At 70.8% G+C, this 24,931-nt stretch carries 20 protein-coding genes and 2 tRNA genes; 11 read left to right on the top strand and 11 right to left on the bottom strand.

Features of this window, described 5'->3' with window-relative positions:
* Window positions 1-41: 41 nt before the first annotated feature.
* Window positions 42-530, bottom strand: coding sequence for a Dps family protein (locus BIV04_RS12555; protein WP_043597026.1), 489 nt, complete (start codon window positions 528-530; stop codon window positions 42-44).
* Between the two features lie 185 nt (window positions 531-715).
* Between BIV04_RS12555 and BIV04_RS12550 the strand changes: the two genes are divergently transcribed.
* Both BIV04_RS12550 and BIV04_RS12545 read left to right on the top strand, forming a co-directional pair.
* Window positions 716-2,239: a sensor histidine kinase gene (locus tag BIV04_RS12550; protein ID WP_071256640.1), complete on the top strand. Its 1,524-nt coding sequence runs from the start codon at window positions 716-718 to the stop codon at window positions 2,237-2,239.
* A 29-nt stretch (window positions 2,240-2,268) separates the two neighbouring features.
* Window positions 2,269-2,937, top strand: coding sequence for a response regulator transcription factor (locus BIV04_RS12545; protein WP_071256639.1), 669 nt, complete (start codon window positions 2,269-2,271; stop codon window positions 2,935-2,937).
* 64 nt (window positions 2,938-3,001) lie between these two features.
* Here BIV04_RS12545 and BIV04_RS12540 read toward each other — a convergent pair whose 3' ends face one another.
* Together BIV04_RS12540 and BIV04_RS12535 are read right to left on the bottom strand one after the other, a co-directional pair.
* The gene (locus tag BIV04_RS12540; protein WP_071256638.1) at window positions 3,002-3,772 is read right to left on the bottom strand and encodes an SGNH/GDSL hydrolase family protein; all 771 of its coding nucleotides are present in this window, start codon (window positions 3,770-3,772) and stop codon (window positions 3,002-3,004) included.
* Window positions 3,773-4,052: 280 nt separating this feature from the next.
* Window positions 4,053-4,123, bottom strand: a tRNA-Gly gene (locus BIV04_RS12535).
* Between the two features lie 152 nt (window positions 4,124-4,275).
* Between BIV04_RS12535 and BIV04_RS12530 the strand changes: the two genes are divergently transcribed.
* From BIV04_RS12530 to clpX, 5 genes are all read left to right on the top strand, one after another.
* Window positions 4,276-4,348: transfer RNA gene (locus BIV04_RS12530), tRNA-Pro, on the top strand.
* A 62-nt stretch (window positions 4,349-4,410) separates the two neighbouring features.
* Entirely contained in the window at window positions 4,411-5,733 is a 1,323-nt protein-coding gene (gene tig, locus BIV04_RS12525) for a trigger factor (protein WP_071256637.1), read from the top strand.
* Between the two features lie 212 nt (window positions 5,734-5,945).
* Entirely contained in the window at window positions 5,946-6,533 is a 588-nt protein-coding gene (locus tag BIV04_RS12520) for an ATP-dependent Clp protease proteolytic subunit (RefSeq protein ID WP_043597035.1), read from the top strand.
* A 40-nt stretch (window positions 6,534-6,573) separates the two neighbouring features.
* Window positions 6,574-7,239, top strand: a complete 666-nt coding sequence (locus BIV04_RS12515; RefSeq protein ID WP_055973728.1) for an ATP-dependent Clp protease proteolytic subunit — start codon at window positions 6,574-6,576, stop codon at window positions 7,237-7,239.
* Window positions 7,240-7,448: 209 nt separating this feature from the next.
* Window positions 7,449-8,729 carry an ATP-dependent Clp protease ATP-binding subunit ClpX gene (gene clpX / locus BIV04_RS12510; RefSeq protein WP_043597039.1) on the top strand — a complete coding sequence of 427 codons (1,281 nt, stop codon included), beginning with the start codon at window positions 7,449-7,451 and terminating at the stop codon, window positions 8,727-8,729.
* A gap of 62 nt (window positions 8,730-8,791) precedes the next feature.
* On the opposite strand, the gene BIV04_RS12505 is transcribed toward clpX, so the two are convergent.
* Window positions 8,792-10,819, bottom strand: a complete 2,028-nt coding sequence (locus BIV04_RS12505) for a M3 family metallopeptidase (protein ID WP_071256636.1) — start codon at window positions 10,817-10,819, stop codon at window positions 8,792-8,794.
* 34 nt (window positions 10,820-10,853) lie between these two features.
* Between BIV04_RS12505 and BIV04_RS12500 the strand changes: the two genes are divergently transcribed.
* Complete coding sequence (locus BIV04_RS12500) at window positions 10,854-11,672, top strand: methyltransferase domain-containing protein (RefSeq protein ID WP_071256635.1); 819 nt, start codon at window positions 10,854-10,856, stop codon at window positions 11,670-11,672.
* 102 nt (window positions 11,673-11,774) lie between these two features.
* On the opposite strand, the gene BIV04_RS12495 is transcribed toward BIV04_RS12500, so the two are convergent.
* Window positions 11,775-12,038, bottom strand: a complete 264-nt coding sequence (locus BIV04_RS12495; RefSeq protein WP_071256634.1) for a hypothetical protein — start codon at window positions 12,036-12,038, stop codon at window positions 11,775-11,777.
* A complete protein-coding gene (gene valS / locus BIV04_RS12490; protein WP_255364282.1) occupies window positions 12,038-14,695 on the bottom strand; it encodes a valine--tRNA ligase in 2,658 nt (885 codons plus the stop codon). The genes BIV04_RS12495 and valS overlap by 1 nt, the downstream gene beginning before the upstream one ends.
* A 246-nt stretch (window positions 14,696-14,941) precedes the next feature.
* Between valS and proP the strand changes: the two genes are divergently transcribed.
* A complete protein-coding gene (gene proP, locus BIV04_RS12485; protein WP_071256633.1) occupies window positions 14,942-16,483 on the top strand; it encodes a glycine betaine/L-proline transporter ProP in 1,542 nt (513 codons plus the stop codon).
* A 93-nt stretch (window positions 16,484-16,576) separates the two neighbouring features.
* On the opposite strand, the gene BIV04_RS12480 is transcribed toward proP, so the two are convergent.
* From BIV04_RS12480 to BIV04_RS12465, 4 genes are read right to left on the bottom strand one after another with little or no spacing between them, the layout of a single operon-like run.
* Window positions 16,577-18,307 carry an ABC transporter ATP-binding protein gene (locus BIV04_RS12480; RefSeq protein WP_083396436.1) on the bottom strand — a complete coding sequence of 577 codons (1,731 nt, stop codon included), beginning with the start codon at window positions 18,305-18,307 and terminating at the stop codon, window positions 16,577-16,579.
* Complete coding sequence (locus tag BIV04_RS12475; protein WP_083396435.1) at window positions 18,304-19,200, bottom strand: ABC transporter permease; 897 nt, start codon at window positions 19,198-19,200, stop codon at window positions 18,304-18,306. Before BIV04_RS12475 ends, BIV04_RS12480 begins: the two co-directional genes overlap by 4 nt.
* Window positions 19,197-20,147, bottom strand: coding sequence for an ABC transporter permease (locus tag BIV04_RS12470; protein WP_071256632.1), 951 nt, complete (start codon window positions 20,145-20,147; stop codon window positions 19,197-19,199). The genes BIV04_RS12475 and BIV04_RS12470 overlap by 4 nt, the downstream gene beginning before the upstream one ends.
* Before the next feature lie 4 nt (window positions 20,148-20,151).
* On the bottom strand, window positions 20,152-21,789 hold the full coding sequence (locus tag BIV04_RS12465; RefSeq protein WP_071256631.1) for an ABC transporter substrate-binding protein: 1,638 nt from the start codon (window positions 21,787-21,789) through the stop codon (window positions 20,152-20,154).
* 122 nt (window positions 21,790-21,911) lie between these two features.
* Between BIV04_RS12465 and BIV04_RS12460 the strand changes: the two genes are divergently transcribed.
* Complete coding sequence (locus tag BIV04_RS12460) at window positions 21,912-22,544, top strand: TetR/AcrR family transcriptional regulator (protein WP_071256842.1); 633 nt, start codon at window positions 21,912-21,914, stop codon at window positions 22,542-22,544.
* Here BIV04_RS12460 and BIV04_RS12455 read toward each other — a convergent pair.
* Window positions 22,541-23,050, bottom strand: a complete 510-nt coding sequence (locus BIV04_RS12455; protein ID WP_071256630.1) for a GtrA family protein — start codon at window positions 23,048-23,050, stop codon at window positions 22,541-22,543. The genes BIV04_RS12460 and BIV04_RS12455 overlap by 4 nt on opposite strands.
* A gap of 249 nt (window positions 23,051-23,299) precedes the next feature.
* Between BIV04_RS12455 and BIV04_RS17185 the strand changes: the two genes are divergently transcribed.
* Entirely contained in the window at window positions 23,300-24,892 is a 1,593-nt protein-coding gene (locus BIV04_RS17185; RefSeq protein WP_071256629.1) for a hypothetical protein, read from the top strand.
* Window positions 24,893-24,931 lie beyond the last annotated feature (39 nt).

Raw genomic sequence — 24,931 nt, 5'->3', positions numbered from 1 at the left:
CCCGGGCGGGGTGGCGGCCTTCGTCTGTCCGGCGAGGAGGGTCAGCCGGCGACGTGCGCGGCGAGGAACCAGCGGTCCTTCTCGAGGCCACGCGAGATCTCGATGGCGACGTCCTGGCTCGAGGCGTCGAGCTCACCGAGCTCGTCGATCGCCTCCCGGACGGCGACGAGGGACGCGTCGATCTGGGCGACCAGCTCGGCGATCGTCACGTCGATCTGGTTGAAGCCGGGGGAGGTCGGGGGGATGACCGTCTTGGCGGCGACGGTCTCGATGCGTCCGTCGACCGGCAGGCCGAGGGCGACGACGCGCTCGGCGGCGAGGTCGGCCCATTCGCGGGCGTGGTCGACGACCACGTCGATGAGTTCGTGGACGGCGACGAACGCGATGCCGCGCACGTGCCAGTGGGCCTGCTTGCCGTTGACCGACAGGGCCGTCATGTCGGTGACGATCTGGCTGAGGAACTGGGCGACGCCGGCGGCGACGTCGGGGTCGACGGAACCCTGGGGGACGGTGCGGGTGATGTCGGTCATGACGTGGTCCTTTCCTAGACGATGGAGGCAACGCTAGACGTCTGGGAGAATTCCGCAAGCAAGCTGAGGCTCGGCTCACCTAGGCCAGCCTCACCTCACCCGGCTCGCAAGGGGGGATAACCCCACCGGCGTTCCGGGCGCTGGCACCATGGGGTGGACGCCCCGCTCGGACCAGGCTCGAAGGCATGATCCAGGAGACCACAATCACCGCCGCGAACCCCTACCTCTCACCGCCGTCCCGCCCCGGCGGCTACCGACGACGCTGGCGCGAGCTGCCCCGCGAACTCGGCTACGTCGCGCTCTCGGCCGTCCTCGTCGTCATCGTGACGGTGGCCGCCGCGTTGTTCCTGCACACGGTCAGCGGGTCGAGCGACTCGCTCTTCACCCTCGTCTTCCTGGCGGTCGTCGTCTTCGGCGCGCTCTGGATCGCCCGGTGGTTCGGCACCTTCGAGGTGCTCCGCCTGGGCTGGGCCAGCGACCGTCCGATCCGACCCGTCGACTGGACGCCGAACACCGAGTGGGGCCGGTCGACGAACCGCTTCGTGCGGGCCGTCTCGGTCTTCGCCAACCCGCACTACTGGCTCTACCTGCTCTACGGCGTCGTGGTCTTCCCGATCGTGGCGGGCTTCACGACCTTCGTCCTCGTGGGCCTGCTGGCCGGCCCGGTGCTCGCGGTCCTGGGGGTCGTGCTCGTCTTCCAGGCGCTGCCGCCGTTCGACACCTTCAACTGGGCGTCCGCGATCGGCAACGGCGGAGGCGCGGTGCTCGTCGTCCTCGCACTGGCCCTTCTCGCCGGCGTCGTGCTGGTCTACCCCTACGTCGTCCACGGCTTCGTGGTCATGCACCAGGCGATCGCCGCCGTCATGCTCGGCGGGTTCCGCAGCGAGCAGCTCGAGGTCGAGCTCGCCGACCGCGAGATCTCGCGGACGGCTGCCCTGTCCGCCGAGGGCACGGCCCTCCGACGGCTCGAGCGCGACATCCACGACGGCCCGCAGCAGCGCCTCGTCCGCCTGCAGATGGACCTCGCCGCGGCCTCCCGCGCCGTCGACACCGACCCCGAGAAGAGCAAGACCCTCATCGAGGAGGCGCGGGTGCAGTCTCGCGAGGCCCTCGAGGAGCTGCGCGCCCTGTCCCGCGGTTTCGCGCCTCCGTTGCTCTTGGACCGCGGCCTCGTCGCCGCCCTCGAGTCGCTCGTCGACCGCTCGGTGGTTCCGACGACGATGCTCAACCGGGTGCCCGCGCACGTCGTGATCCCGAGCGACATCGAGCGCAACGCGTACTTCATCGCGTCCGAACTGGTGACGAACACGGGCAAGCACGCCGAAGCGGCCAGCGCCGACCTGGTGCTGCGCACGCGACAGGCTCCCGACGGCATCGGCACGCTGCTCGAGCTCGTCGTGACCGACGACGGGCGCGGCGGCGCCGGCCTGCGCGACGGCCACGGTCTCGCCGGGGTGCAGGAGCGCCTCGTGGGACTCGGCGGCTTCCTCGACATCAGCAGCCCGCAGGGCGGGCCGACCATCGTCACGGTGAGCATCCCGATGACGATCGAGGTGCCGAGCAACCCGACGCTGCCACTGCCGACCGAGCCGCTGCCGCCGTTCTCGTCGACGGCCGTGACCGAGCCGCTGCCCGACGCGGCGCTGCCCGACGGCACGCTGCCCGACGGGCCGCTCGACCCGCCGGCCGGGCCGCCCGCGCGCCCGTGATCGGTGGGCCGCGCCCGTAGTCTGGACGCGTGAGTCTCGAGAGCCCCTCCCGTCAGCCCCTCCGTGTCGTCGTCGCCGACGACTCGGTCCTGCTGCGAGAGGGGCTCGTTCGACTGCTCGACGAGATCGGGGTCGAGGTCGTCGGGGCGTACGGCGACGCCGACTCGTTGCTGGCCGACCTCGAACAGGTCCGTCCCGACATCGCCGTGCTCGACGTCCGCATGCCGCCCACGCACACCGACGAGGGCGTCCGGGCCGCGATCGAGGCGCGACGCCGTCGGCCCGACCTCGGCATCCTGCTGCTGTCGCAGTACGTCGAGGTGGCCTACGCCCGCGACCTGCTCGAAGCGGGCTCGGGCGGGGTCGGCTACCTGCTCAAGGACCGCATCGCTTCGTTCGACGAGTTCCGTGACGCGCTCGGCCGGGTGTCCGACGGCGGGACGGTCCTCGACCCGCAGGTGGTCTCGCAGTTGCTGGGACGCCGCAGCGATCCGCTCGCCGCGCTCACGCCGCGTGAGCGAGAGGTGCTGACGCTGATGGCCGAGGGGCGCACGAACGCCGCCATCGCGGCCGAGCTGGTCATCGGCACGGGTGCGGTCGAGAAGAACGTCACCTCGATCTTCCAGAAGCTCCTGCTCGAGGACAGCGGCACCGACCATCGTCGGGTGCTGGCGGTGCTCGCCTTCCTGCAGCACTGACTCGGCTCGTCCCCGGTTCGGCGGAGTTCCCGCGACCGGCTGCCGGACCGTCCGACGGATGTCGTCAGCTGGTGGTGCCCGGAGCGGCGTCGGCCGGGTCGGCGGGGGAGTCCGCCTGCGGGGCGACGGCCCGCGGGCCCGCCACGTCGAGGACGGCGTCACGCAACGCATGGCCGAGGGCTTTGTAACCGGCCGTCGTGGGATGGATGCCGTCGACGGTCGTGCCGGCGGCGAAGACGTCGCCCGCCCGGGCGAAGCCCCAGGGATCGGTGAAGGTCCAGCCCTTGTCGGCGACGTAGCGCTCGAGTTGCCCCTCGTACCGCGCCGCGGCCCGGGGTGCACGGTCGTAGGGCGGGATCGCGGCCACGACGACGTGCTCCGGCCGGATCGTGTCGACGATCGCGTCGTAGGACGCGGCGGACTCGGCGAAGGTCAGCCCGAGGCGCACGTCGTTCGTGCCGGACATCAGCACGAGGACGTCGACGTCGTCGACCGGCCGCACCGCAGCGGCCTGCTCCTGCACCGTCGAACCGCCCTTGGCGTAGCCGCCCACGTAGTCGACCCCGTTGCCCTGGGCGTAGGTCATCCAGGTGTCGGCGGTGAGTCCTTCGCTGAGCAGGCGGCCACCGCCGGCGGTCAACGAGTCGCCGACGATCGCGACCCGCACGCCCCCTGAGCTCGGAGCGACGGCCACGCCGGGTGCGGCGGCGGCCTGGACCGACGTGCCGGACCCGGAGGCGCTGGTCGCGTCGGTCGGAGGGGCGGCGCACCCGGCCGCGAGGGTGGCCACGACCGCGCCGACCAGCGCGACCCGTGCGAACGTCGCGCGTCTCATGTGGCCATCTTGGGTCACGTCGCGCCAGGAAAAATCATCCGCCAGCAGGACTTCCCCCCGAGTCGCCCGAGAGACGCCTGAACGGCGCCGACGCCTGCGTGCAGGCTGCGGAGAAGATCTCATCCGAGGCGCCCACCTACGCCGGACGCCTGCGTGCAAGGTGCAGAGAAGATTTCATTGAGGGCGCCTACCGGCGCCGACGCCTGCGTGCAAGGTGCGGAGAAGATTTCATTCGAGGCGCCCACCGGCGCCGGACGCCGGAGGCGTCGAACAAACACAGAGGGGATGACGGGAATCGAACCCGCGTGATCAGTTTGGAAGACTGAGGCTCTACCATTGAGCTACATCCCCGTGAGCGGCCTGGCCGCACGGGTGAGACCAGCATAAGGCATCCGACGAGGTCGCTCAGTCACGGGCCCTCGGCGTCGGCTAGACTCGACGCGGTCTTCACGTACCCGACCTCAACGGGGCTCACGCGTGATGGCCGGTTCCAGGCTGATACACGGGGCGTAGCGTAGTGGCTAGCGCGTCCGTTTTGGGGGCGGAAGATCGCAGGTTCGAGTCCTGTCGCCCCGACGATCGTCTACCTGCTGTCTCGGATGTGAGTTCAGCGCCACCAACACAGGAGAAGCCCCACATTGGTCCAGACCACGGTTGAGAAGCTCAGCCCCACGCGCGTCAAGCTCAACATCGTCGTCACCCCCGACGAACTCAAGCCCAGCGTCACGCACGCCTACGGTCACATCGCCGAGTCGGTCAACATCCCCGGGTTCCGCAAGGGCAAGGTGCCGCCGCCCATCATCGACCAGCGTGTCGGTCGTGAAGAGGTGCTCAACCACGCCGTCAGCGAGAGCCTCGACAAGTTCTACCGCGAGGCCGTGACCGAGACCGAGATCCGCGTTCTCGGTCGTCCCGAGGCCGACGTCGTCGAGTGGCCGAACGTCAAGGACTTCTCGGGTGACCTGAAGATCGCCGTCGAGGTCGACGTGCGTCCCGACTTCGACCTGCCCGAGTACGACGGCCTCGAGCTGACGGTCGACACGGTCGACATCACCGACGACGAGATCGCCGAAGAGCTGACGAACCTGCGTACCCGCTTCGGCACGCTGGTCACCGTCGACCGCCCCGCCACCACGGGTGACTTCGCGCAGATCGACCTGACGGCGACCATCGGCGACGACGTCGTCGACACCGCCAAGGGCATCTCCTACGAGCTCGGCTCGGGCGAGCTGATCGAGGGCATCGACGAGGCCCTCGAGTCGCTCACCGCGGGCGAGAGCACCACCTTCGAGTCAAAGCTGCTCGGCGGCGACCGCGAGGGCGAGACCGCCCTCATCGCCGTCGACGTCACGGCCGTCAAAGAGCGCGAGCTGCCCGAGGCCGACGACGACTTCGCCCAGATCGCCAGCCAGTTCGACACCATCGACGAGCTCAAGGGTGACCTGAAAGAGCAGCTGGCCAAGTCGAAGACCTTCGGTCAGGGTGCCCAGGCACGCGACCAGGTCGTCGAGAAGCTGCTCGAGGCCGTCGAGATCCCCGTCCCCGAGAAGCTCGTCGAGGACGAGGTCCACCGTCACCTCGAGCAGGAGAACCGCCTCGAGGACGACGAGCACCGCGCCGAGGTGAAAGAGAGCAGCGAGAAGGCCTTCCGCAACCAGATCCTCCTCGACGCCATCGCCGAGAAAGAGGCCGTCAAGGTCGAGCAGGACGAACTGACGCAGTACCTCATCCAGGGTGCGGCCCAGTACGGCATGGACCCCGGCGAGTTCATCAAGGTCCTCGACCAGAACGGCCAGATCCCCGCCATGGTCGGCGAGGTCGCTCGCAGCAAGGCCCTCGCGGTCGTGCTCAGCAAGGCCAAGGTCGTCGACGGCAAGGGCGACTCGGTCGACCTGTCCGCCTTCACCGCGACCGCGGGCGTCGGCGGCGACGACGACCACGCGGGTCACGACCACGCGTAAGCAGCAGGGGCGGGTCGGCTGACCCGTCACGTCGAGAGGGCCGGGTGCGAAAGCGCCCGGCCCTCCGTCGTTCCCGGCACCGCGCCTCCCGGGCTCTCGGGTGTGTTCGCGGAGCCGTGGAGGCGCGGTATCTGCCGTGGGCGAACAGCCCGGAACCCGTGCGTTGGCTCCGATAGATTCGACGACAAGCGACAACGAATGGGAGCTCCACCATGGCCGACGTGACACTGCCCAACAGTGTTTTTGACCGACTGCTCAAAGACCGGATCATCTGGCTCGGCTCTGAGGTCCGCGACGAGAACGCCAACGAGATCGCCGCGAAACTGCTGCTGCTCGCTGCGGAAGACAGCGAGAAAGACATCTACCTCTACATCAACTCGCCCGGCGGGTCGATCACGGCGGGCATGGCGATCTACGACGCCATGGAGTTCGTGCCGAACGACATCGTCACCGTCGGCATCGGCATGGCCGCGTCGATGGGGCAGCTGCTCCTGACGGCCGGCACCAAGGGCAAGCGCTACATCACGCCGAACGCGCGTGTCCTCCTGCACCAGCCGCACGGCGGGTTCGGCGGCACCTCGTCCGACATCCAGACGCAGGCGCAGCTCATCCTCTCGATGAAGCGTCGACTGGCCGAGATCACGGCTGCGCAGACGGGCAAGACCGTCGAGCAGATCAACGAAGACGGCGACCGCGACCGCTGGTTCACCGCCGAAGAGGCCCTCGAGTACGGCTTCGTCGACCACATCCGCGGCTCGGCCACCGACGTCGTCGGCGGCGCCGGCACCGACCAGGCCTAGGCCCTTCGCCCCTTCGTCAGAACGAGAAAGAGAAGAACTCATGGAACTCCCGATGATGGGTGGCGCGGGTCGAGTGCAGACCCCCAGCTCCCGGTACATCCTGCCCAGCTTCGAAGAGCGCACGGCCTACGGCTACAAGCGTCAGGACCCCTACGCCAAGCTCTTCGAAGACCGCATCGTCTTCCTCGGCGTGCAGGTCGACGACGCCTCGGCCGACGACATCATGGCTCAGCTGCTCGTGCTCGAGAGCATGGACCCCGACCGCGACATCACGCTCTACATCAACTCGCCCGGTGGTTCGTTCACGGCCATGACGGCCATCTACGACACGATGCAGTACATCCGTCCCGAGATCCAGACGGTCTGCCTCGGTCAGGCGGCGTCGGCTGCGGCCGTCCTGCTCGCCGCCGGCCAGCCCGGCAAGCGTCTCGCGTTGCCCAACGCCCGCGTGCTGATCCACCAGCCCGCGACCGGTGGCAGCAGCGGCGGTCAGGCGTCCGACATCGAGATCCAGGCCGCCGAGGTGCTGCGCATGCGCACCTGGCTCGAAGAGACCCTGTCGAAGCACTCGAACAAGACGCCCGAGCAGGTGAACCGCGACATCGAGCGCGACAACATCCTGGGCGCGCAAGAGGCACTCGCCTACGGTCTCGTCGACCAGGTCCTCGGCTCGCGCAAGAACCAGCCGGCGGCGCTGACGCGCTGATCACGGCATGACGACGAAGGCCCCGGGCACCCGCCCGGGGCCTTCGTCGTAGCGGTGGACGGGCGGGCGGCACGTCGCTCTTCCCCCACCCCGGTCGGATGTGCTCGAACCACCCGGGTCGGTCCGTGAGTGTCGGCGGATCGGGTTAGGCTCGTTGCACGAGGCGACCGGTCCCGGTCGACGACCTCAGCCAATCAGGGAGGCCGAGCATGGCGCGCATAGGTGAGAGTGCCGATCTGCTCAAGTGCTCGTTCTGCGGCAAGAGCCAGAAGCAGGTCCAGCAGTTGATCGCCGGTCCCGGCGTGTACATCTGCGACGAGTGCGTCGAGCTCTGCAACGAGATCATCGAAGAGCGCCTCGCCGAGGCCGGTGACGAACCCGCGAGCGAGTTCGACCTGCCCAAGCCCCGCGAGATCTACTCGTTCCTCGAAGAGTACGTGATCGGGCAGGACGCGGCGAAGCGTGCGCTCTCGGTGGCCGTCTACAACCACTACAAGCGCATCCGTGCCGCTTCGACCCTCACGGCCGCCGAGTCGCTCGCCGACGAGGTCGAGATCTCGAAGTCGAACATCCTGTTGATCGGCCCGACCGGCTGCGGCAAGACCTATCTGGCCCAGACCCTCGCCAAGCGGCTCAACGTGCCGTTCGCCGTCGCCGACGCCACGGCCCTCACCGAGGCCGGTTACGTCGGCGAAGACGTCGAGAACATCCTGCTCAAGCTGATCCAGGCCGCCGACTACGACGTCAAGCGGGCCGAGACCGGCATCATCTACATCGACGAGATCGACAAGATCGCCCGCAAGGCCGAGAACCCGTCGATCACCCGCGACGTCTCGGGCGAGGGCGTGCAACAGGCGCTGCTCAAGATCCTCGAGGGCACCGTCGCCTCGGTGCCGCCGCAGGGTGGACGCAAGCACCCTCACCAAGAGTTCATCCAGGTCGACACGACCAACGTGCTCTTCATCGTCGCCGGGGCGTTCGCCGGGCTCGAAGACATCATCTCGAACCGCGCCGGCAAGCGCGGCATCGGTTTCGGTGCCCCGTTGCACAGCAAAGAAGACGAAGCAGCCCTCTTCAGCGAGGTCCTGCCCGAAGACCTGCACAAGTTCGGTCTGATCCCCGAGTTCATCGGTCGTCTGCCTGTGGTGACCACGGTCACGCAGCTCGACCAGCCCGCCTTGATGCAGATCCTCACCGAGCCGAAGAACGCCCTCGTGCGGCAGTACCAGCGCATGTTCGAGATCGACGGGGTCGAGCTCGAGTTCGATCGCGGCGCCCTCGAGGCGATCGCCGACCTGGCCGTCCTGCGTCAGACCGGCGCCCGCGGGCTCCGAGCCATCCTCGAAGAGGTCCTCGGTCCGATCATGTTCGACGTCCCGTCGGACGACACCGTCGGCCGAGTCGTCATCACTCGGGCCTCGGTGCTCGAGAACGCCGCGCCCACGATCGTGCCGCGTCTCGTCGAGCAGCGCACCGAGAAGTCCGCCTAGCAGCGACGTCAGAACGCCCCCGCCGGTTCGGCGGGGGCGTTCTCGCGTCAGGCGACGCCGTGTCAGGCGAGACCGCGGCGTGCCAGCAAGGGCTCGACCCGGGCGTCCCGACCGCGGAAGTCGCGGTAGGCCTCGAGCGGGTCCTTCGAGCCGCCGACGCCCAGCAGGCGTGAGCGGAACCGGTCACCGTTCTCGCGGGTGAGCCCTCCGTTCTGCTCGAACCACTCGACCGTGTCGGCGTCGAGCACCTCGCTCCAGATGTACGAGTAGTAGCCGGCGTCGTAGCCGCCCGAGAAGGTGTGGGCGAAGTACGTGCTCGAGTAGCGGGTGGGGACCGACGCGAGGTCGAGGCCCACCGCGGCCAGCGCCTCCTGCTCGAACGCCTCGACGTCGGTGACCGCTGCGGCCTCGGCCGACGACAACGCGTGCCACGCCTGGTCGAGCAAGGCAGCAGCGAGGTACTCGCTCGTCTCGAAGCCCTGGTTGAACCCCTGCGAGGCGATGAGTGCGTCGACCAGCGGCTGCGGGAGCCTCTCGCCGGTCTCGTGGTGCACCGCGTAGTTCGCGAGCGCCTCGGGCCAGAGCATCCACATCTCGTTCACCTGGCTGGGGAACTCGACGAAATCGCGGAAGACGTTCGTGCCCGAGAAACTCGGGTAGGTCACCCGGGCGACGAGACCGTGCAGGGCGTGCCCGAACTCGTGGAAGAACGTCGTCACCTCGTCGAGCGTCAGCAGGGTCGGCTGGCCGGCCGGCGGTTTCGGCACGTTGAGGTTGTTGACCACCACCGTCGGCAGTCCGGTCAGGGTGGACTGCGAGACGAGCGGGTTCATCCAGGCCCCGCCGCGCTTGCTGTCGCGCGTGTACAGGTCGAGCACGTAGAGGCCGACCTCGCCGCCGTCGGCGTCGGTCACCTCGAAGACCCGCGCGTCGGGGTGGTACGCGACCAGGTCGGGGCGCTCGGCGAACCGCAGGCCGTAGAGCAGCCCCGCGGCGAAGAAGACGCCGTCGTGCAGCACGCGCTCGGCCTCGAAGTACGGGCGCATCGCGGCCGTGTCGACGTCGTGCTTCTCGGTGCGTACGCGTTCGGCGTAGAAGGCCCAGTCCGAGGCCCGGATCGTGCGGCCGGCGACGCGCTCGAGCTCGGCCTGTTCGGCGCGCGCGTTGCGGGCGGCAGGAGGCGCGAGTCGCCCGAGCAGGTCGGCCACCGCCTCGGGGGAGCCCGCGGTCTCGCCCGCCGTGACGTAGGCGGCGTGCGACCGGAACCCGAGCAGTTCGGCCCGCTCGGCGCGCAGTCGGGCGATCTCGAGCACGAGCTCGCGGTTGTCGTGCTCGCCTCCGCGGCGTCCGCGCGAGAGCGACGCCTGCATGATGCGATCGCGCAGCGCCTCGTCGGTCAGGCTCGCCAGGTAGGGGTGGCCGCTGAACAACACGAGGGTGATGACGTGGCGCCCCTCGTGCCCACGCTCTCGAGCCGCCTCGGCGGCGGCGGCGATCGCCCCGGCGTCGAGTCCGTCGAGTTCGGCGACGTCGTCGACCACGACCGCGAGGTCGTTCGTGTCGGCCAAGAGGTTCTTCTCGAACCGCGTGGTCAGGGTCGAGAGCCGGCCGTTGAGGTCACGCAGGCGGTCTTTGGCGTCGTCGCCGAGGGCAGCCCCCGATCGAGTGGCCTCGGCGACGAGTCGCTCGACGAGGTAGCGCTGCTCGGCGGTCAGGTCGAGGGTGTCCCGGCGCTCGTGCACGCTGCGGAGCCGGGCGAAGAGACGCGGGTCGAGGCGGATGGCGTCGGCGTGTGCCGCGAGTCGCGGAGCCAGCTCGAGTTCGAGGGCGTCGGTGGCCTCGGTCGAGTCCGACGAGGTCTTGTTGAAGAAGACGTGCTCGACGCGGGTGAGCGTGGCGCCGCTGCGTTCGAGGGCGGCGACCGTGTTCTCGAAGGTCGGCTCCTCCGGGTCGGTCGCGATGACCTCGACCTCGGCCAGCTGCTCGGCGAACCCGGCCTCGAACGCGGGGCCGTAGTCGTCGTCGGTGATGCTCGCGAACGGCGGCAGCGAGTACGGCAGCGTGCTGGGGGAGAGGAACGGGTTCGTCATCAGCCCACACTAGGAGGCGCGCTAGGGTCGCCGCATGAGCGAACGCCCCGAGACGCACGCCCGGTACACCCACGGCCACCACGAGAGCGTGCTGCGCAGCCACTCGTGGCGGACGGTCGAGAACTCGGCCGCGTACCTCGAGCCGCACCTCGTGCCCGGGGTCAGCGTCCTCGACGTCGGATCGGGGCCGGGGACCATCACCGTCGACATCGCCGGACGCGTCGCGCCCGGTCGGGTGATCGGCATCGACGCCGCAGCCGGCATCGTCGAACAGGCGACGTCCCTCGCGGTCGAGGCCGGGCTGCACAACGTCCACTTCGAGACGGCCGACCTGTTCGCGCTGCCGTTCGACGACGACGCGTTCGACGTCGTCCACGCGCACCAGGTGCTGCAGCACGTGGGCGATCCGGTGGCCGCCCTGCGCGAGATGCGTCGGGTGACTCGCCCCGGGGGAGTCGTGGCCGTCCGCGACGTCGACTACCACGGCTGCGTCTGGGCTCCGGAGAACCCCGGTCTCGACCGGTGGATGGACGTCTACCAGGCCGTGCACCGCGGCAACGGCGGCGAACCCGACGCGGGGAGGCGCCTCAAGGGCTGGGCGCTCGAGGCGGGCTTCGTCGAGGTCGCGAGCAGCGCCTCCGTGTGGTGCTTCGCCTCCGACGAGGACCGCACCTGGTGGGGCGACAGCTGGGCGGCCCGGGCGACGGAGTCGGCGTTCTACGCCGACGCGATCGAGAAGGGCGCGGCCACGCACGACGAGCTGCACGCGATCGCCGACGCCTGGCACACCTGGCGCGACGCCCCCGACGGCTGGTTGATCATGCCGCACGGCGAGCTGCTCGCCCGCGCCTGACCACGACCGACAGCCGGCGACCGGCGAGTGATCGAGGAAGCACGACATGCCGCTCACCTCCGAAGGTGAGCGGCATGTCATGACATCTCGGCCGACGTGGCGCTAGTCGTCGTCGTCGCCGCCCTCGGCGTCGACGGGCTCGTGGATGCGGGCCTCGCCGGTGACGGCGTCGACCCGGATGACCGTGCCGTCGTCGAGCTCGACGACGGGGCGGTGCTCGAGCCAGGTGAGCGTCCAGCGCCAGGACGCCGCGTCGACCTTCTGGTCGGCGAGTTCACGCTCGACCTGCGCGACCGCTCCGAGGACCGCGGCGGGCAGGTCGGCCGGAGCCGCGCCTCCTACGCTCCACCGCGTGCCGAGCTGCATCAGGCACCCGCCGTCGGGGCAGGAGCGGCAGCGGCGCCCGCACCGGAGGCCGACCCGGCTGCACCGGCGTCGGCCGGCACCTCGGCGAACACGATGTCACCGACCGCCAACTCGTCGCCCTCGGCGAAGGACAGCTCGGCGATCTTGCCCACCGCCGCGAGGTCACCCGCCGCGAGCTTCACGAGCTCGAGCTGGGCCGAGGGGCCCGTGATGACGGCCGAGGCGACCGGGGTCTTCTGCGAGGCCTTGGCGTCGGACTTGGCCCGGCGCACGAAGATCAGGGCCTGACCGACGAGGCCGACGAGACCGGACGAGGTCTCGCCCTCGGTGAGGCCGAGCTCGTCGACGGTCGGCCACGCGGCCCGGTGCACCGAGTCGTCGTGCGTCCAGGACCAGACCTCTTCGGTGGCGAACGGCAAGTAGGGCGCGAGCAGCCGCAGCAGGCCCTCGAGGACCGTGCGCAGCGCGAGCACGGCCGAGGCCTGCTCGGCCGGCGTCGTGGCACCGTAGGCGCGTTCCTTCACGAGCTCGAGGTAGTCGTCGCAGAACGTCCAGAAGAACTTCTCGGTCGTCTCGAGTGCCCGGGCGTGGTCGTACGCCTCGAGCGCCTCGGTCGCGGTCTCGATCACAGCGGCGAACGACGCGAGCAGGTCGCGGTCGAGCGGCTGCGTGATCTCGAACTCGCCCGAGGGCAGCTCGAACGAGTACACGAACTTGGCTGCGTTGAGCACCTTGATCGCCAGGCGGCGGCCGATCTTGATCTGCTTGGGGTTCTGCGGGTCGAACGCCGCGTCGGTGCCCAGCCGGCTCGACGCCGCCCAGTAGCGCACCGAGTCCGAGCCGTGGTCGTCGAGCATGGCGGCCGGGGTGACCACGTTGCCCTTCGACTTCGACATCTTCTTGCGGTCGGGGTCGACGATGAAGCCCGAGATCGACGCGTTCTTCCACGGCACGGTGCCCGACTCGAGCTGCGACCGGAGCATCGTCGAGAACAACCAGGTGCGGATGATGTCCTGACCCTGGGGGCGCACGTCGTAGGGGAACACGAGGTCGAACAGCTCGGGGTCGCGCTCCCACCCGCCGGCCAGCTGCGGGGTGAGCGACGAGGTGGCCCACGTGTCCATCACGTCGACCTCGCCGACGAAGCCGCCGGGCACGCCGCGCTGCGACTCGTCGTAGCCGGGGGCCGCCTGGGACGCCGGGTCGATGGGCAGCTGTGCCTCGGTGGGCACGATCACCTCGTCGAAGACGGGGTTGCCGTCGCCGTCGAGCGGGTACCAGACGGGGATCGGCACGCCGAAGAACCGCTGGCGCGAGATCAACCAGTCGCCGTTCAGGCCGTTGACCCAGTTGTCGTAGCGGACGCGCATGAAGTCGGGGTGGAACGCCACCTGACCGCCGCGCTCGAGCAGCGAACCCTTGAGCTGCTCGTCGCGGGCGCCGTTGACGACGTACCACTGGCGGGTCGAGACGATCTCGAGCGGCTTGTCGCCCTTCTCGAAGAACTTCACGGGGTGCGAGATCTTGCGGATCTCGCCCACGAGCTCGCCCGACGCGGTCAACTGCTCGACGACGGACTGCTTGGCGCTGAACACCGTCTTGCCGGCCAGCTGGGCATAGGAGGCGCGTCCCGCCTCGGACGTGATCGCCTCGGGGGCCTCGCTGACGAAGCGGCCGTCGAAGCCGATCACGGCGCGGTTCGGCAGCTGCAGCTCGCGCCACCAGACCACGTCGTTGGTGTCGCCGAAGGTGCAGACCATGGCGATGCCGGAGCCCTTGTCGGGCTGGGCGAGGTGGTGGGCCACCACGGGCACCTCGACGTCGAACAGGGGCGAGCGCACGGTCGTGCCGAACAGAGCCTGGTAGCGCTCGTCGTCGGGGTGCGCGACGAGGGCCACGCAGGCCGGCAGGAGCTCGGGCCGCGTGGTGTCGATCAGCACGTCGCCCTGGCCGTCGGTGCGGTGGAAGGCGAGCTTGTGGTACGCCCCGGGCATCTCTTTGTCCTCGAGCTCGGCCTGGGCCACGGCCGTGCGGAACGTGACGTCCCAGAGCGTGGGCGCGTCGGCCTGGTAGGCCTCGCCGCGGGCCAGGTTGCGGAGGAAGGCCTTCTGCGCGATGGCCTGCGAGTCGTCGTCGATGGTGCGGTAGCTCTGGGTCCAGTCGACCGAGAGGCCGAGCTTCCGCCAGACGTCCTCGAACTGCTTCTCGTCCTCCACCGTGAGGCGCTCGCACAGCTCGATGAAGTTGCGACGCGAGATCGGCACCTGGTCGGCGGCCTTCGACGACTTGTTGTCGCCACCCTCGAAGGGCGGGGTGAAGTCCGCGTCGTAGGGCAGCGACGGGTCGCAACGCACGCCGTAGAAGTTCTGCACGCGACGCTCGGTCGGCAGGCCGTTGTCGTCCCAGCCCATCGGGTAGAACACCCGCTTGCCGCGCATGCGCTCGAACCGGGCCTTGACGTCGGTGTGCGTGTAGCTGAACACGTGGCCGATGTGCAGGCTGCCCGAGGCGGTCGGCGGCGGGGTGTCGACCGAGAACACGGAGGCGCGGGTCGCGTCGGTGCGGTCGAAGCGGTAGGTGCGGTCGGCCTCCCAGACCTGACCCCAACGGGCCTCGAGTCCTTCGAGGGCGGGCTTCTCGGGCATCGCTGACGTCATGGTCTTCTCCGGTTCTGTGGACGGCACCGTGTCGGTGGGGAGGTGCCTGGTTGTGGGACTCCGACCAGTGTACGCACCCTCGCGAGGGCTCCTCGGGAACCGCCACCGCGCCTCCTGGGCGCTGCGCCCACTGCACCCCTGCGCACGCTGCACTGGTACTGACATGGCGGTTCTGCTAGGCTCGACCGGTTTTTTGCCGACGCTGGGGTCGACTGCCACCGCCCGACGACCTGGAGGCCTCATCCGATGTCAGCCAAGAAGAACGACAGCAAGAATCCCGCCCGCCGGAAGCTCACCACCGACGACGTCACCGTCGTCGAAGAGGGTCTGCTCAAGCGCGCGGTCAGCGCCGCCGCCCTCGGCAACGCCATGGAGTGGTTCGACTTCGGCGTCTACGCCTACATCACGACGACGATCGCCCAGGTGTTCTTCCCGCCGGGCAACGACGCGTTGAACATCCTGTTCACCTTCGGCACGTTCACCGCCGCCTTCATCGTGCGCCCGATCGGCGGCGCGTTCTTCGGCCCGCTCGGCGACCGCATCGGACGCCAGAAGGTGCTCGCGCTCACGATGATCCTCATGGCCGCGGGGACGCTCGCCATCGGCCTGATCCCGTCGTACGCGACCATCGGCCTCTGGGCGCCCGTCCTGCTGCTGCTGGCGCGCCTCCTGCAGGGCTTCTCGACCGGTGGCGAGTACGGAGGCGCGGCCACGTTCATCGCGGAGTACTCGCCCGACAAGCGCCGCGGCTTCATGGGCTCGTGGCTCGAGTTCGGCACGCTCGCCGGCTACGTTCTCGGTGCCTCGCTGGTCACCGGTCTGCAGCTCGGCATGAGCGAGGAGGCGCTGCTCGCCTGGGGGTGGCGCATCCCGTTCCTGATCGCCGGGCCGCTCGGCCTGATCGGGCTCTACCTGCGCCTCAAGCTCGAGGAGACGCCGGCGTTCCAGAAGCAGCAGGAAGAAGCCGCCGGACGCGAGCACGTCAAGGTGCCGTTCGTGAAGCTCTTCGCCGAGAACTGGCGTGCGCTGATCGTCTGCATCGGCCTGGTGCTGGTCTTCAACGTGACCGACTACATGCTCCTGTCGTACATGCCGACCTACCTCACCAACACGCTCGGCCGCAGCGCGACCTCGGGGCTGCTGCTCGTGATCGTCGTGATGGTCCTGATGATGATCGTCATCACGTTCAGTGGGCGGCTGAGCGACCGGTTCGGGCGACGTCCCGTGCTGTTCGCCGGCTGCATCGGGTTCCTGGTGCTGTCGTGGCCGGCCCTCAAGCTCGTGCAGTCCGAGAGCACGCCGCTCGTCTTCGTCGGCCTGCTGGTGCTCGGCCTAGTGCTCGTCACGTTCACGTCGACCATGCCGTCGACGCTGCCCGCGTTGTTCCCGACGATCATCCGCTACGGCGCCCTGGCCATCGCGTTCAACGTGTCGGTCTCGCTGTTCGGCGGCACCACGCCCCTGGCCACCGAGGCGCTGGTCGTCTGGGGCGAGGGCAAGGGCTTTTCGTGGGCCCACGACATCCCCGCCTTCTACCTGATGGCCGCGGCCGTGATCGGCCTCGTCGCCGTGTGGTTCACGAAGGAGACCGCCAACGAGCCGCTGCTCGGCTCGGGCCCGTCGGTCGCGACCGACGACGAGGCGCGCGAACTGGTCGAGGCCTACGCCGACGAGTCGAGCGACGTCGCGAAGTCGGACTGGGCGCTCGAGTGGGCGCAGTCCGGGCTGATCGACGTGGTCGACCCGAAGGCCGCCGAGGCCGACGCCGCCCGCCGCGCCCGTCCCTAGTCCCACCCTCCGCGTTCGAGACGACACGACGTGCCGCTCACCTTCGGAGGTGAGCGGCACGTCGTGTCATCCGGCCGGGCCGGTCGGGCGGGGTCAGGGGCGAGCGGCGAGCAGAGCGCGGGTGTGGGCGTGCTGCGGGGCGCCGAACACGTCCGCCGTGCGGCCCTGCTCGACGATCCGGCCCTCGTGCATGACGGCGACCCGGTCGGACATGTGCTCGACGACGTCCAGGTCGTGCGAGATGAAGACGTAGGCGAGCCCGTCCTGTCGCTGCAGATCGTCCAGCAGGTCGAGCACCTGGGCCTGTACCGAGACGTCGAGCGCCGAGACCGGCTCGTCGCAGACGATCACGCGGGGCCGCGGGGCCAGGGCGCGCGCGATCGCCACCCGCTGCCGTTGACCGCCGGACAACGTGTCGGGCCGTCGCGCCACCGTGTCGGCGTCGAGTCCGACCCGTGCCAGCAGGGCGACGACCTCGGGCTCGACGGGGCCGACGCGCGTGCTGCGGCCCGACGTCAGCGCGTCGGCCAGCAGGCGGCCGACCGTGACGCGCGGGTCGAACGAGCTCGCGGGGTCCTGGTAGACGGCCCCGAGGTCGCCGCGGCGGGGACGGCGATCACGCTCGCGCGCCGGGGCCCAGGGCATGCCGAGCAGGTCGACCGTTCCGGCGTCGGGATCGTCGAGGCCGAGCAGCAGGCGGGCCGTCGTCGTCTTGCCCGAGCCCGACGCTCCGACCAGGCCGAGCGTCTCGCCGGCCCGCAGCGAGAGCGAGACGTCGTCCACGGCGACCCGGTCCGGCCCTCGGCGCCCCGCGAAGACACGGCGCAGGCCCAACGCCACGAGGACGGGGCCGGGCGGGGGAGTCGCCGACGTGACGGGCGTCGACGGGCCGCCCGCGCCTCCTGACCGGGGTGTGCCGGAGGCGACCGGCGTCGTCGACGCGGGTGCGCCTCCGGTGTCGGGGCCGGCGGGCGTCACGGGCGCGGACAGGCGCCGACCCCGCGGGGCCCCACCCGGCAGCGCGGCCAGGAGCATGCGCGTGTAGTCGGCCCTCGGCGAGTCGAGCACGGTCGCCGTGGCGCCCTGCTCGACCACGCGCCCGTCGCGCATCACGACGACGCGGTCGGCGAGGCGGCGCACGACCCCGAGGTCGTGACTGATCGCGAGGACGGCCGTGCCCGTGTCGCGCAGGGCGGCGAGCCGGTCCACGACGAGGCGCTGCACCTCGGCGTCCAGGGCGGTGGTGGGCTCGTCGGCGACGATCAGGCCGGGCCGCAGGGAGAGGGCCGCGGCGATGAGCGCCCGCTGCCGCAGCCCTCCCGAGAGCTCGCCCGACCGCAGGCCACGGCGCACCTCGGGGTCGGGCATGCCGACCTCGGCGAGGACCTCGAGCACACGGGCCCGACGCGCGGTCGGCGAGAGTCGCGTGTGCAGTCGTAGGGCGTCGTCGATCTCACGGCCGACCGGGCGAAGGGGGTCGAGCGAGACCAGGGCGTCCTGCAGCACGAGCCCGATGCGCGGTCCGCGCAGCCGACGCCAGCGCCGTTCGGTCAGCGTGAGCAGGTCGTCGTCACCGAGTCGCAGGGTGTCGGCCGTCACCGTGCCACCGGTCAGTCCGAGCAGGGCCCGGGCGGTCACGCTCTTGCCCGAGCCGGACTCACCGACCAGGGCCACGCATTCACCGGGACGCAGCGAGAACGACACGTCGTCGACGGCGGTCACCCCGTCGAACGCGACGTGCAGGCGGTCGACGACGAGGTCGTCCGAGGAGGCGCGGTGGAGGTCGCCGAGAGCGGCGCCGGTCGGCGGCGGGTCCGTGGTCATCGCCGTCCTCCTCGTCCACGTCGTGCCAGACCGCGCCCCAGCACCGTGGCCGACGCCGCCGTCACCACGACGGCCAGCCCCGGGAAGACGGTCATCCACCAGGCGACCGCGAGGTACGTGCGCCCGGCCGAGAGCATCGCGCCCCACTCGGGCGCCGGGGGCGGCGACCCCAGCCCGAGGTAGCTGAGCGACGAGGCCCAGACCACGGCCTGACCGAGGCCCAGCGTGGCGAGCACGACGACGGGGGCGAGGGCGTTCGGCAGCACGTGGCGCAGCAGGACGACCCCGGGGCGGCGACCGAGCACGGTCGCGGCCTCGACCATGGGCGACCGGCGGACGGCCGCCACCTGGCTGCGGACGATGCGGGCGTACCCGGGGGCGGTCGCGAGGCCGACGGCGATCGTCGCCGGCACGGCCCCGGGTCCGGTGAACGCGATGACGACGAGTGCCAGCAGCAGGCCGGGCAGGGCGAAGAGGACCTCGAGCACGCGACTCACGCCCGCGTCGGTCGCCCGGCCGACGAGGCCGCGACCGCCGAGGCCCGCCAGGACGCCGAGGGCCACACCCAGCCCCGTGCCGATCAGCGTGGCGACGAGCCCGATCGTCAGCGAGGCGCCGGCCCCGTGGACGACGCGGGTCCACACGCCTCGCCCCGACTCGTCGGTGCCGAACGGGTGCGCGGGTGACGGACCGGCGAACGCGTCGGTCGGTGACACGGCGAGCGGATCGGCGGGTGCCAGCAGGCCCGGCGCGACGGCCATGAGAACCACGCCCAGCAGCAGGACGGCTGCGACGAGTTCCGCCGGTCGGAGGGGGAGGCGACGCCGGACGGCGCGGGACGAGGAGGCGCGGGTCGGGTGGGCGCCCCGGGGCAGGTCGGGCAGCACGGTCATGCCGCGCGTCCTCTCGGGTCGACCGCGCGCTCGGCCAGGTCGCCGAGCGCCACCACGACGACGTAGGCGAGGGCCGAGACGAGGGCGACGCCGGTCACGAGCGGGATGTCACGCAGTGTGACCGCCCCGAGCAGGGTGCGGCCGAGGCCCGGTCGGGCGAAGACCGACTCGACCACGACCGCGCCGCTGAGGAGTGAACCGAACGCCCAACCCGACAGGGCGAGCCCGGGCAGGGCCGCGTGTCGGAGCAGGTGGCGGACGAAGAGTCCCGACGGGCCCTCGCCCCGGGCGCGAGCCGAGAGGGCGAACGGTGTGGCTGCGGCGTCGAGGAGCGAGTCGCGGGTCACCTGGCCGAGGAACCCCGCGACGGGGATCGCGAGCGTGACGACCGGCAGGACGAGCCCCGCGGGGGTGCCCGTGCTCACCGGGGGAAGAAGCCCGAGCTCGGTGCTGAAGACCAGGATGAGCAGGCTCGCCAGCCAGAAGTGCGGCACGGCCGAGGCGACGACCTCGAGCCCCGACGACACCGCCGAGGCGATCCGACCGCTGAGGGTCGCCCACCAGGCCGTCGCGACCGCCAGCAGCCAGGCCACGACCAGGGCCAGCAGGGCCAGGCCGATCGTGCCCGGCAACTGGTCGAGCAGCAACCGGCCGACGTCGGTGCGCAGCGAGTACGAGGTGCCGAGGTCGCCCGTGGCGAGCCGCCCGAGCTGCGCGAGGTACTGGACGAGCAGCGGCTGGTCGAGGCCGTACTGGCGGCGGACAGTGACGAGCGCCTCGGCCGACGCCTGCGACCCCGGACCGCCGAGGATCGCCTCGGCCGGGTCGCCGGGGACGAGCCTGATGGCGAAGAAGATGAGCGTCGCGACGGCCCAGAGCACGAAGACCGCACCGAGCAGGCGGCCGACGAGCCACCGACCCGCCCGTCGCCACCGCCCCGGACCCACCCGGTCAGCTCGCCTTGTACGCGTCGTACATCGTCGGCGCCTGGACGGGCGGCAGGGCGCGGACGCCCTGGACGGCCGAGCGCACCAGGTAGTGGTTCTGCTGGTCGTACAGCGGCAGGACGTGCCACCCCTCGAGGATGATCTGCTGCGCCTGCTGGTAGAGATCGGCGCGCTCGTCGGCGTCGCTCGTCTCGGAGGCGCGGGTCAACAGGTCGTCGAGGGCCGGGTCGCTCGTCTGCGACAGGTTGGCGAAGTAGCCGCTCGGGGCCGGGGTGATGCCGTCGCTGTCGTAGAGGATGCGCAGCACGTCGGGGCCGACCTTCGTGTACGGCGCACTCACCAGGTCGTACTCGTTCGCGGCGAGGGCGCCGTACCAGCTGGAGAGGTCGAGGGGCTCGAGGGTGACGTCGAAACCGAGGTCCTTCGCACCGGCCTGGACCTGCTCGAAGAGCGACTGCTCGGCGGGGATCGACTGGTTCGTGCTGACCGGGAACGTCGCGGCGAGGCGTACGCCGTCCTTCGTGCGGAAACCGTCCGCGTCGCGGGTGGTCCACCCGGCCCGGTCGAGCAGGTCGTTCGCCGCGTCGGCGTCGACGTCGAAGAGCGACTCGTCGGAGAACGCCAGCGGTTCCACGCTCGACAGCGGGCTGTACGACCGCTTCGCCGTCCCGAAGAAGAGCGAGTCGATGCCCGAGTCGACGTCGACGCCGCGGATGAACGCCTCGCGGACGCTCGGGTCGTCGAAGGGCGCCTTGCCGGCGTTGAGCTCGATGCGGTTGGAGGCGCCCGGGCGCGGGGCGTCGATCTCGTCGAGCGAGTCGTCCTTCGCCGCGGCGACCAGGGTGTCGGGTTGCGCGTTGTCGATCACGTCGACCTGGCCGGCCTGCAGCGCGGCGTAGCGCGACGCCGAGTCGGGGATGAACCGCCAGACGATCTCGTCGAGGTAGGCGGGCCCCTGGTGCCCGGCGTCGGCCGGCGGCGAGCTGTAGTCGTCGTTGCGGGTGAGGACAACCTGCTGCTGCTTGGTCCACGAGTCGACCACGAACGGGCCGGTGCCGACCGGCGACTCGCAGTTGACCTCTTGGCTGCGGGTCAGGGCCTCGGGCGACTCCATGGCCAGCCAGGGCTGTGAGAGGGACTCGAGGAGGGCGCTGTCGGGCTCGCTCAGGTCGAAGCGTGCCGTGCGGGCGTCGACCGCCTCGACGCCCGTGACCTTGCCGAGGGCGAGGTACCCGGTCGACGACAGCGTCGTGGGGTCCTGGAGGTGGGCGACGTTGGCCGCCACGGCGGCGGCGTCGAACGGCGTGCCGTCGGTGAAGGTCACACCGTCCTTCAGCGTGAAGGTCCAGCTGAGACCGTCGGAGGCTTCCTGCCAGGAGTCGGCCAGCCACGGGACGACGTCACCGTCGGCGTCCTTCGACACGAGCGACTCGAGGTACTGCGTCGACACGAGCGCCTGCGGGTAGTTGCCGCCGACGTGGGGGTCGAGGCAGGTCGGTTCGGCGTCGCCCGAGGCGTAGGTGAGCGTGCCCCCGGAGATCGGGGTGGACGAGGCGTCGGGGTCGCCGCCGCTCGTGCAGCCGGCGAGCACGAGGCTCGCGACGGCGGTGGCGGCGATCAGGACGGGCAGGCGGCTGCGCATGGGGCTCCGGGCGTGGGGAGTGACGGGACGTCGGGTCTGATCCGACGACGCCGAGTAGAGGACAGCATTCGTGGACCGGGTGCAACAAGTGCGCCGTCGAGTCTAGCGGCATGATGGTGGCCATGTCAGATGGACCAGGCCCGACCCGCGCCCGACGGCCGGTCGGTCGACCACGCCGCTCGTCCGCCGAGATGCTGGCCGACGCGGCCGCCGAGCTGTTCCTCGAGAACGGCTACGCCGGGACGACCGTCGACGACATCGCCCGCCGGGCCGGCGTCAGCCGCGGCACGTTCTTCAACTACTTCGAGGCCAAGTCCGACCTCTTCTGGCTCGACCTCGACCAGAGCCTCGCCGGACTCGGGGACCTGCTGCGCGCCTCCTCGGGGCTCTCTCCGGTCCGCGCGGTCGAGGCCGCGCTCGTGGCGCTCGCCGAGGCCCACGACCCCGAGCGCGTGCCCTGGGCGCTGACCCAGTCCGAGGCGATGGCTCTGGGCGACGACCTGGTCGCGTCCGCCGCCGTCCGGTTCGTGCGCCAGCAGGGGGCCGTCGCGTCGTACGTCGCCGAGCGCTCGGGCCGCGATCGGTCGGACCTGTCGGCTCAGGTGGTCGGCTCGGCCTTGATCGCTGCCGCGGCGGCCGCGATCTCGACCTGGGCACGGGCCGGTGTCTCGCGCGGGCCCCTCGGGCCGGTCGTCGCGGCGGCCGTAGGGCCGGTCGCGGACGGACTCGACGCCCGGGAGGCGCGCTCGGCCTAGACGGTCGGGTTAGACGAGGTCGACGGCGACGTGGGGGAGAGCACGTCGACGAGCTCGGCGCGCTCGGGGAAGACGAACTTGTTCATCGCCCAGTACCGGAAGACCATCGCGATCATGGTGCCGATCACGGGGCCGCTGACGAAGTCCGCTACCTCTTGGTGGGTGCGCGTGACGTTCGGCACCTCGAGGTGGAAGCCGTAGCGAGAGAGGTAGAGGGGCGCCGAGTTGAGGCCGATGCCGATGACGCTGACGATCACGAAGAGGAACATCTCGTAGCCGGTGTGGCGATCCCCGCGGTCGTCGAACGACCACTTCTTGTTCATGACGTACGAGACGACGGTCGCGATGATCGTGCCGACGGCCAGGGCGGTGACCGGGTGCTGGGGGATGACGAAGAGCTTCAAGCCGTAGTTGATCACCATGGTGATGACGAAGCCGATGCCGCCGACCACGAGGAAGCGGAGGGCGGAGGGGTGGGCCTTGGCCAGCCGGATCAACGAACGCACGAATCCAGGCTACCTCCGCTACCTTGCCGAAGACCGTGGGCCCGGGGCGCGTCATCCTCGAGGATGACGCGTGCACGTCAGGCGGATGGACTCGGGCGGATGGACGGATGAACTGGTGAGTTCTGCTCGTCTGTCCGGCGAGCGAACCGATAGGTTCGGGTCATCGCCGCTCGAAGGGCTGCGGGAGCAGCGTCCGGGGGTGAGTCGGGGGGCGTTGTCGACACGCCCGGCTCACAGGACAGGACCACCATGAACAAGCCCTGGGAGGCGCTCCTCGCGACCTCCGCAGTCGTCTCCATCGCCCTGGGGGGCGTCGTCGTGACCTCGGTCTCCGCCTCGGCGGCGGACCTGCCGGTCACCGGCACGACGGAGGTGCCGGTCGACGTGGCCGCGCCCGGGACGGCACCGGTCGGGGCGGCCGCGCCTGCCGAGGCTCCCTCGCCCGCGGCGCCCGCAGCACCGGCGCCCGCCGATGTTCCGCCCACCGACGTCCCGGTCGCCGACGCGCCGACGGCGGAGCCGGTCGAGCCCGACGCCGCGCCCGTCGCCGACGGGGCCGCGGCTCCGGACGCCGCTGCTCCCGCCGCCGACGAAGAGATCGCCGCCGCTGCGCTCGCGCCTGCTCCCGATGCACCCGTCCTCGACGGCGGGACCATCGGTCTCTACGAGGTGACCCGCGCACAGGGGGCGACCGACACCGACGTCCCCCTGACCTTCACCGGCACCGGCCTCGCCGGCGCCGTCGTCAGCCTCGACTTCGCCCGGGCGGACGACGTCACGGACGCCGTCGACCCCGACGTCTCCGTCGTCGTCGGGGCGGACGGCCGGTGGTCGGCGTCCGTCCGCATCTCGGCGGGAACGTCGGTCTACACGGCCACCCAGCACACGGTCGACGCCGACGGCGCCGCCACGAGCGAGGAGTCCGCACCCTCCGCCGAGCGGCGCATCGTCGTCATCGCCCAGGTGCTCCCGCAGTGGGGCGTCGTCGACCAGGAGAGCGACGAGAAGTGGGTCGCCGACATCGTGTCCGACGACGGTGTCGAATACGCCGAGGTCTTCGTCAACGGCACCACCGGCACCCTCTACCGCGCCGAGATCAGCCTCGTCAGCGTCGACCGCTCGACGACCTACGAGGTCGTGCGTCCCGAGGAGTACGCCGACGGGAAGTGGGCACACTCGTTCGCGATCACGCCCGGCCAGTACCGCATCGCCGTGCGCCAGATCAGCGACGAGCCCGGCACCTTCCCCCGCTACAACTCGGGACTGAACTACTCGCCCGTCATCACCGTGGTGCCGTCGAGCGACGTCGTGGCGAGCGCCCCCGTCGTCACCACCCCGGGCAACGGCTCGACCCTCGTCGTCCCCGGCGGCCGTGACGGCACGCCCGTCACGCTGGCGGGGACGGGGCAGCCGGGGTATCAGGTCGTCGCGTACGCCGAGCCCCGCGACGAGGACGGCACCTACGCCTACTTCGACGGGGCGGGCGACGGTCCGCTCCTCGTCGGTGCCGACGGGCGCTGGTCGGCCGCCGAGCAGGAGCTGCCGGCGGGGGTCTACGACGTCACGGTGTACCAGTACGACTCGAGCCTGCAGAACCCCACCGCGTCCGAGACGACCACGCTGACCTTCGAGGTCCGTGCCGCGACTGCCGTCACCCCCGCGGGCACCGGCAGCGCCGTGCGTCCCTCGGCCGGCGGATCGTTGGCCTACACCGGCTCCGACGACGCGACCCGGTCTCTCGTGGGCGGCGGGCTCGCGATCGCCTTGGGCGCCCTCGGCCTCGTCGTGGCGCGCCTGCGCCGACGCTCCGCCACGGAGTCCGACGTGACGACGCTCTCGTAGTCGCGAGCGTGCCTCTGGCACGCCGTACCAGCACCAGGC

Source organism: Frigoribacterium sp. MCBA15_019, from assembly GCF_001864945.1.
GTDB lineage: Bacteria > Actinomycetota > Actinomycetes > Actinomycetales > Microbacteriaceae > Frigoribacterium.
The sequence above is the reverse complement of the archived record's forward strand: the minus strand, read 5'-3'. Positions and strand labels throughout refer to the sequence as shown.

Bases quoted from the DNA above. Each gene is read 5' to 3' on its own strand.
- BIV04_RS12555 (WP_043597026.1), bottom strand. From the start codon at position 530: ATGACCGACATCACCCGCACCGTCCCCCAGGGTTCCGTCGACCCCGAC.
- BIV04_RS12550 (WP_071256640.1), top strand. From the start codon at position 716: ATGATCCAGGAGACCACAATCACCGCCGCGAACCCCTACCTCTCACCG.
- BIV04_RS12540 (WP_071256638.1), bottom strand. From the start codon at position 3,772: ATGAGACGCGCGACGTTCGCACGGGTCGCGCTGGTCGGCGCGGTCGTG.
- BIV04_RS12520 (WP_043597035.1), top strand. From the start codon at position 5,946: ATGGCCGACGTGACACTGCCCAACAGTGTTTTTGACCGACTGCTCAAA.
- BIV04_RS12515 (WP_055973728.1), top strand. From the start codon at position 6,574: ATGGAACTCCCGATGATGGGTGGCGCGGGTCGAGTGCAGACCCCCAGC.
- clpX (WP_043597039.1), top strand. From the start codon at position 7,449: ATGGCGCGCATAGGTGAGAGTGCCGATCTGCTCAAGTGCTCGTTCTGC.
- BIV04_RS12505 (WP_071256636.1), bottom strand. From the start codon at position 10,819: ATGACGAACCCGTTCCTCTCCCCCAGCACGCTGCCGTACTCGCTGCCG.
- BIV04_RS12500 (WP_071256635.1), top strand. From the start codon at position 10,854: ATGAGCGAACGCCCCGAGACGCACGCCCGGTACACCCACGGCCACCAC.
- BIV04_RS12495 (WP_071256634.1), bottom strand. From the start codon at position 12,038: ATGCAGCTCGGCACGCGGTGGAGCGTAGGAGGCGCGGCTCCGGCCGAC.
- valS (WP_255364282.1), bottom strand. From the start codon at position 14,695: ATGACGTCAGCGATGCCCGAGAAGCCCGCCCTCGAAGGACTCGAGGCC.
- proP (WP_071256633.1), top strand. From the start codon at position 14,942: ATGTCAGCCAAGAAGAACGACAGCAAGAATCCCGCCCGCCGGAAGCTC.
- BIV04_RS12480 (WP_083396436.1), bottom strand. From the start codon at position 18,307: ATGACCACGGACCCGCCGCCGACCGGCGCCGCTCTCGGCGACCTCCAC.
- BIV04_RS12475 (WP_083396435.1), bottom strand. From the start codon at position 19,200: ATGACCGTGCTGCCCGACCTGCCCCGGGGCGCCCACCCGACCCGCGCC.
- BIV04_RS12465 (WP_071256631.1), bottom strand. From the start codon at position 21,789: ATGCGCAGCCGCCTGCCCGTCCTGATCGCCGCCACCGCCGTCGCGAGC.
- BIV04_RS12460 (WP_071256842.1), top strand. From the start codon at position 21,912: ATGTCAGATGGACCAGGCCCGACCCGCGCCCGACGGCCGGTCGGTCGA.
- BIV04_RS17185 (WP_071256629.1), top strand. From the start codon at position 23,300: ATGAACAAGCCCTGGGAGGCGCTCCTCGCGACCTCCGCAGTCGTCTCC.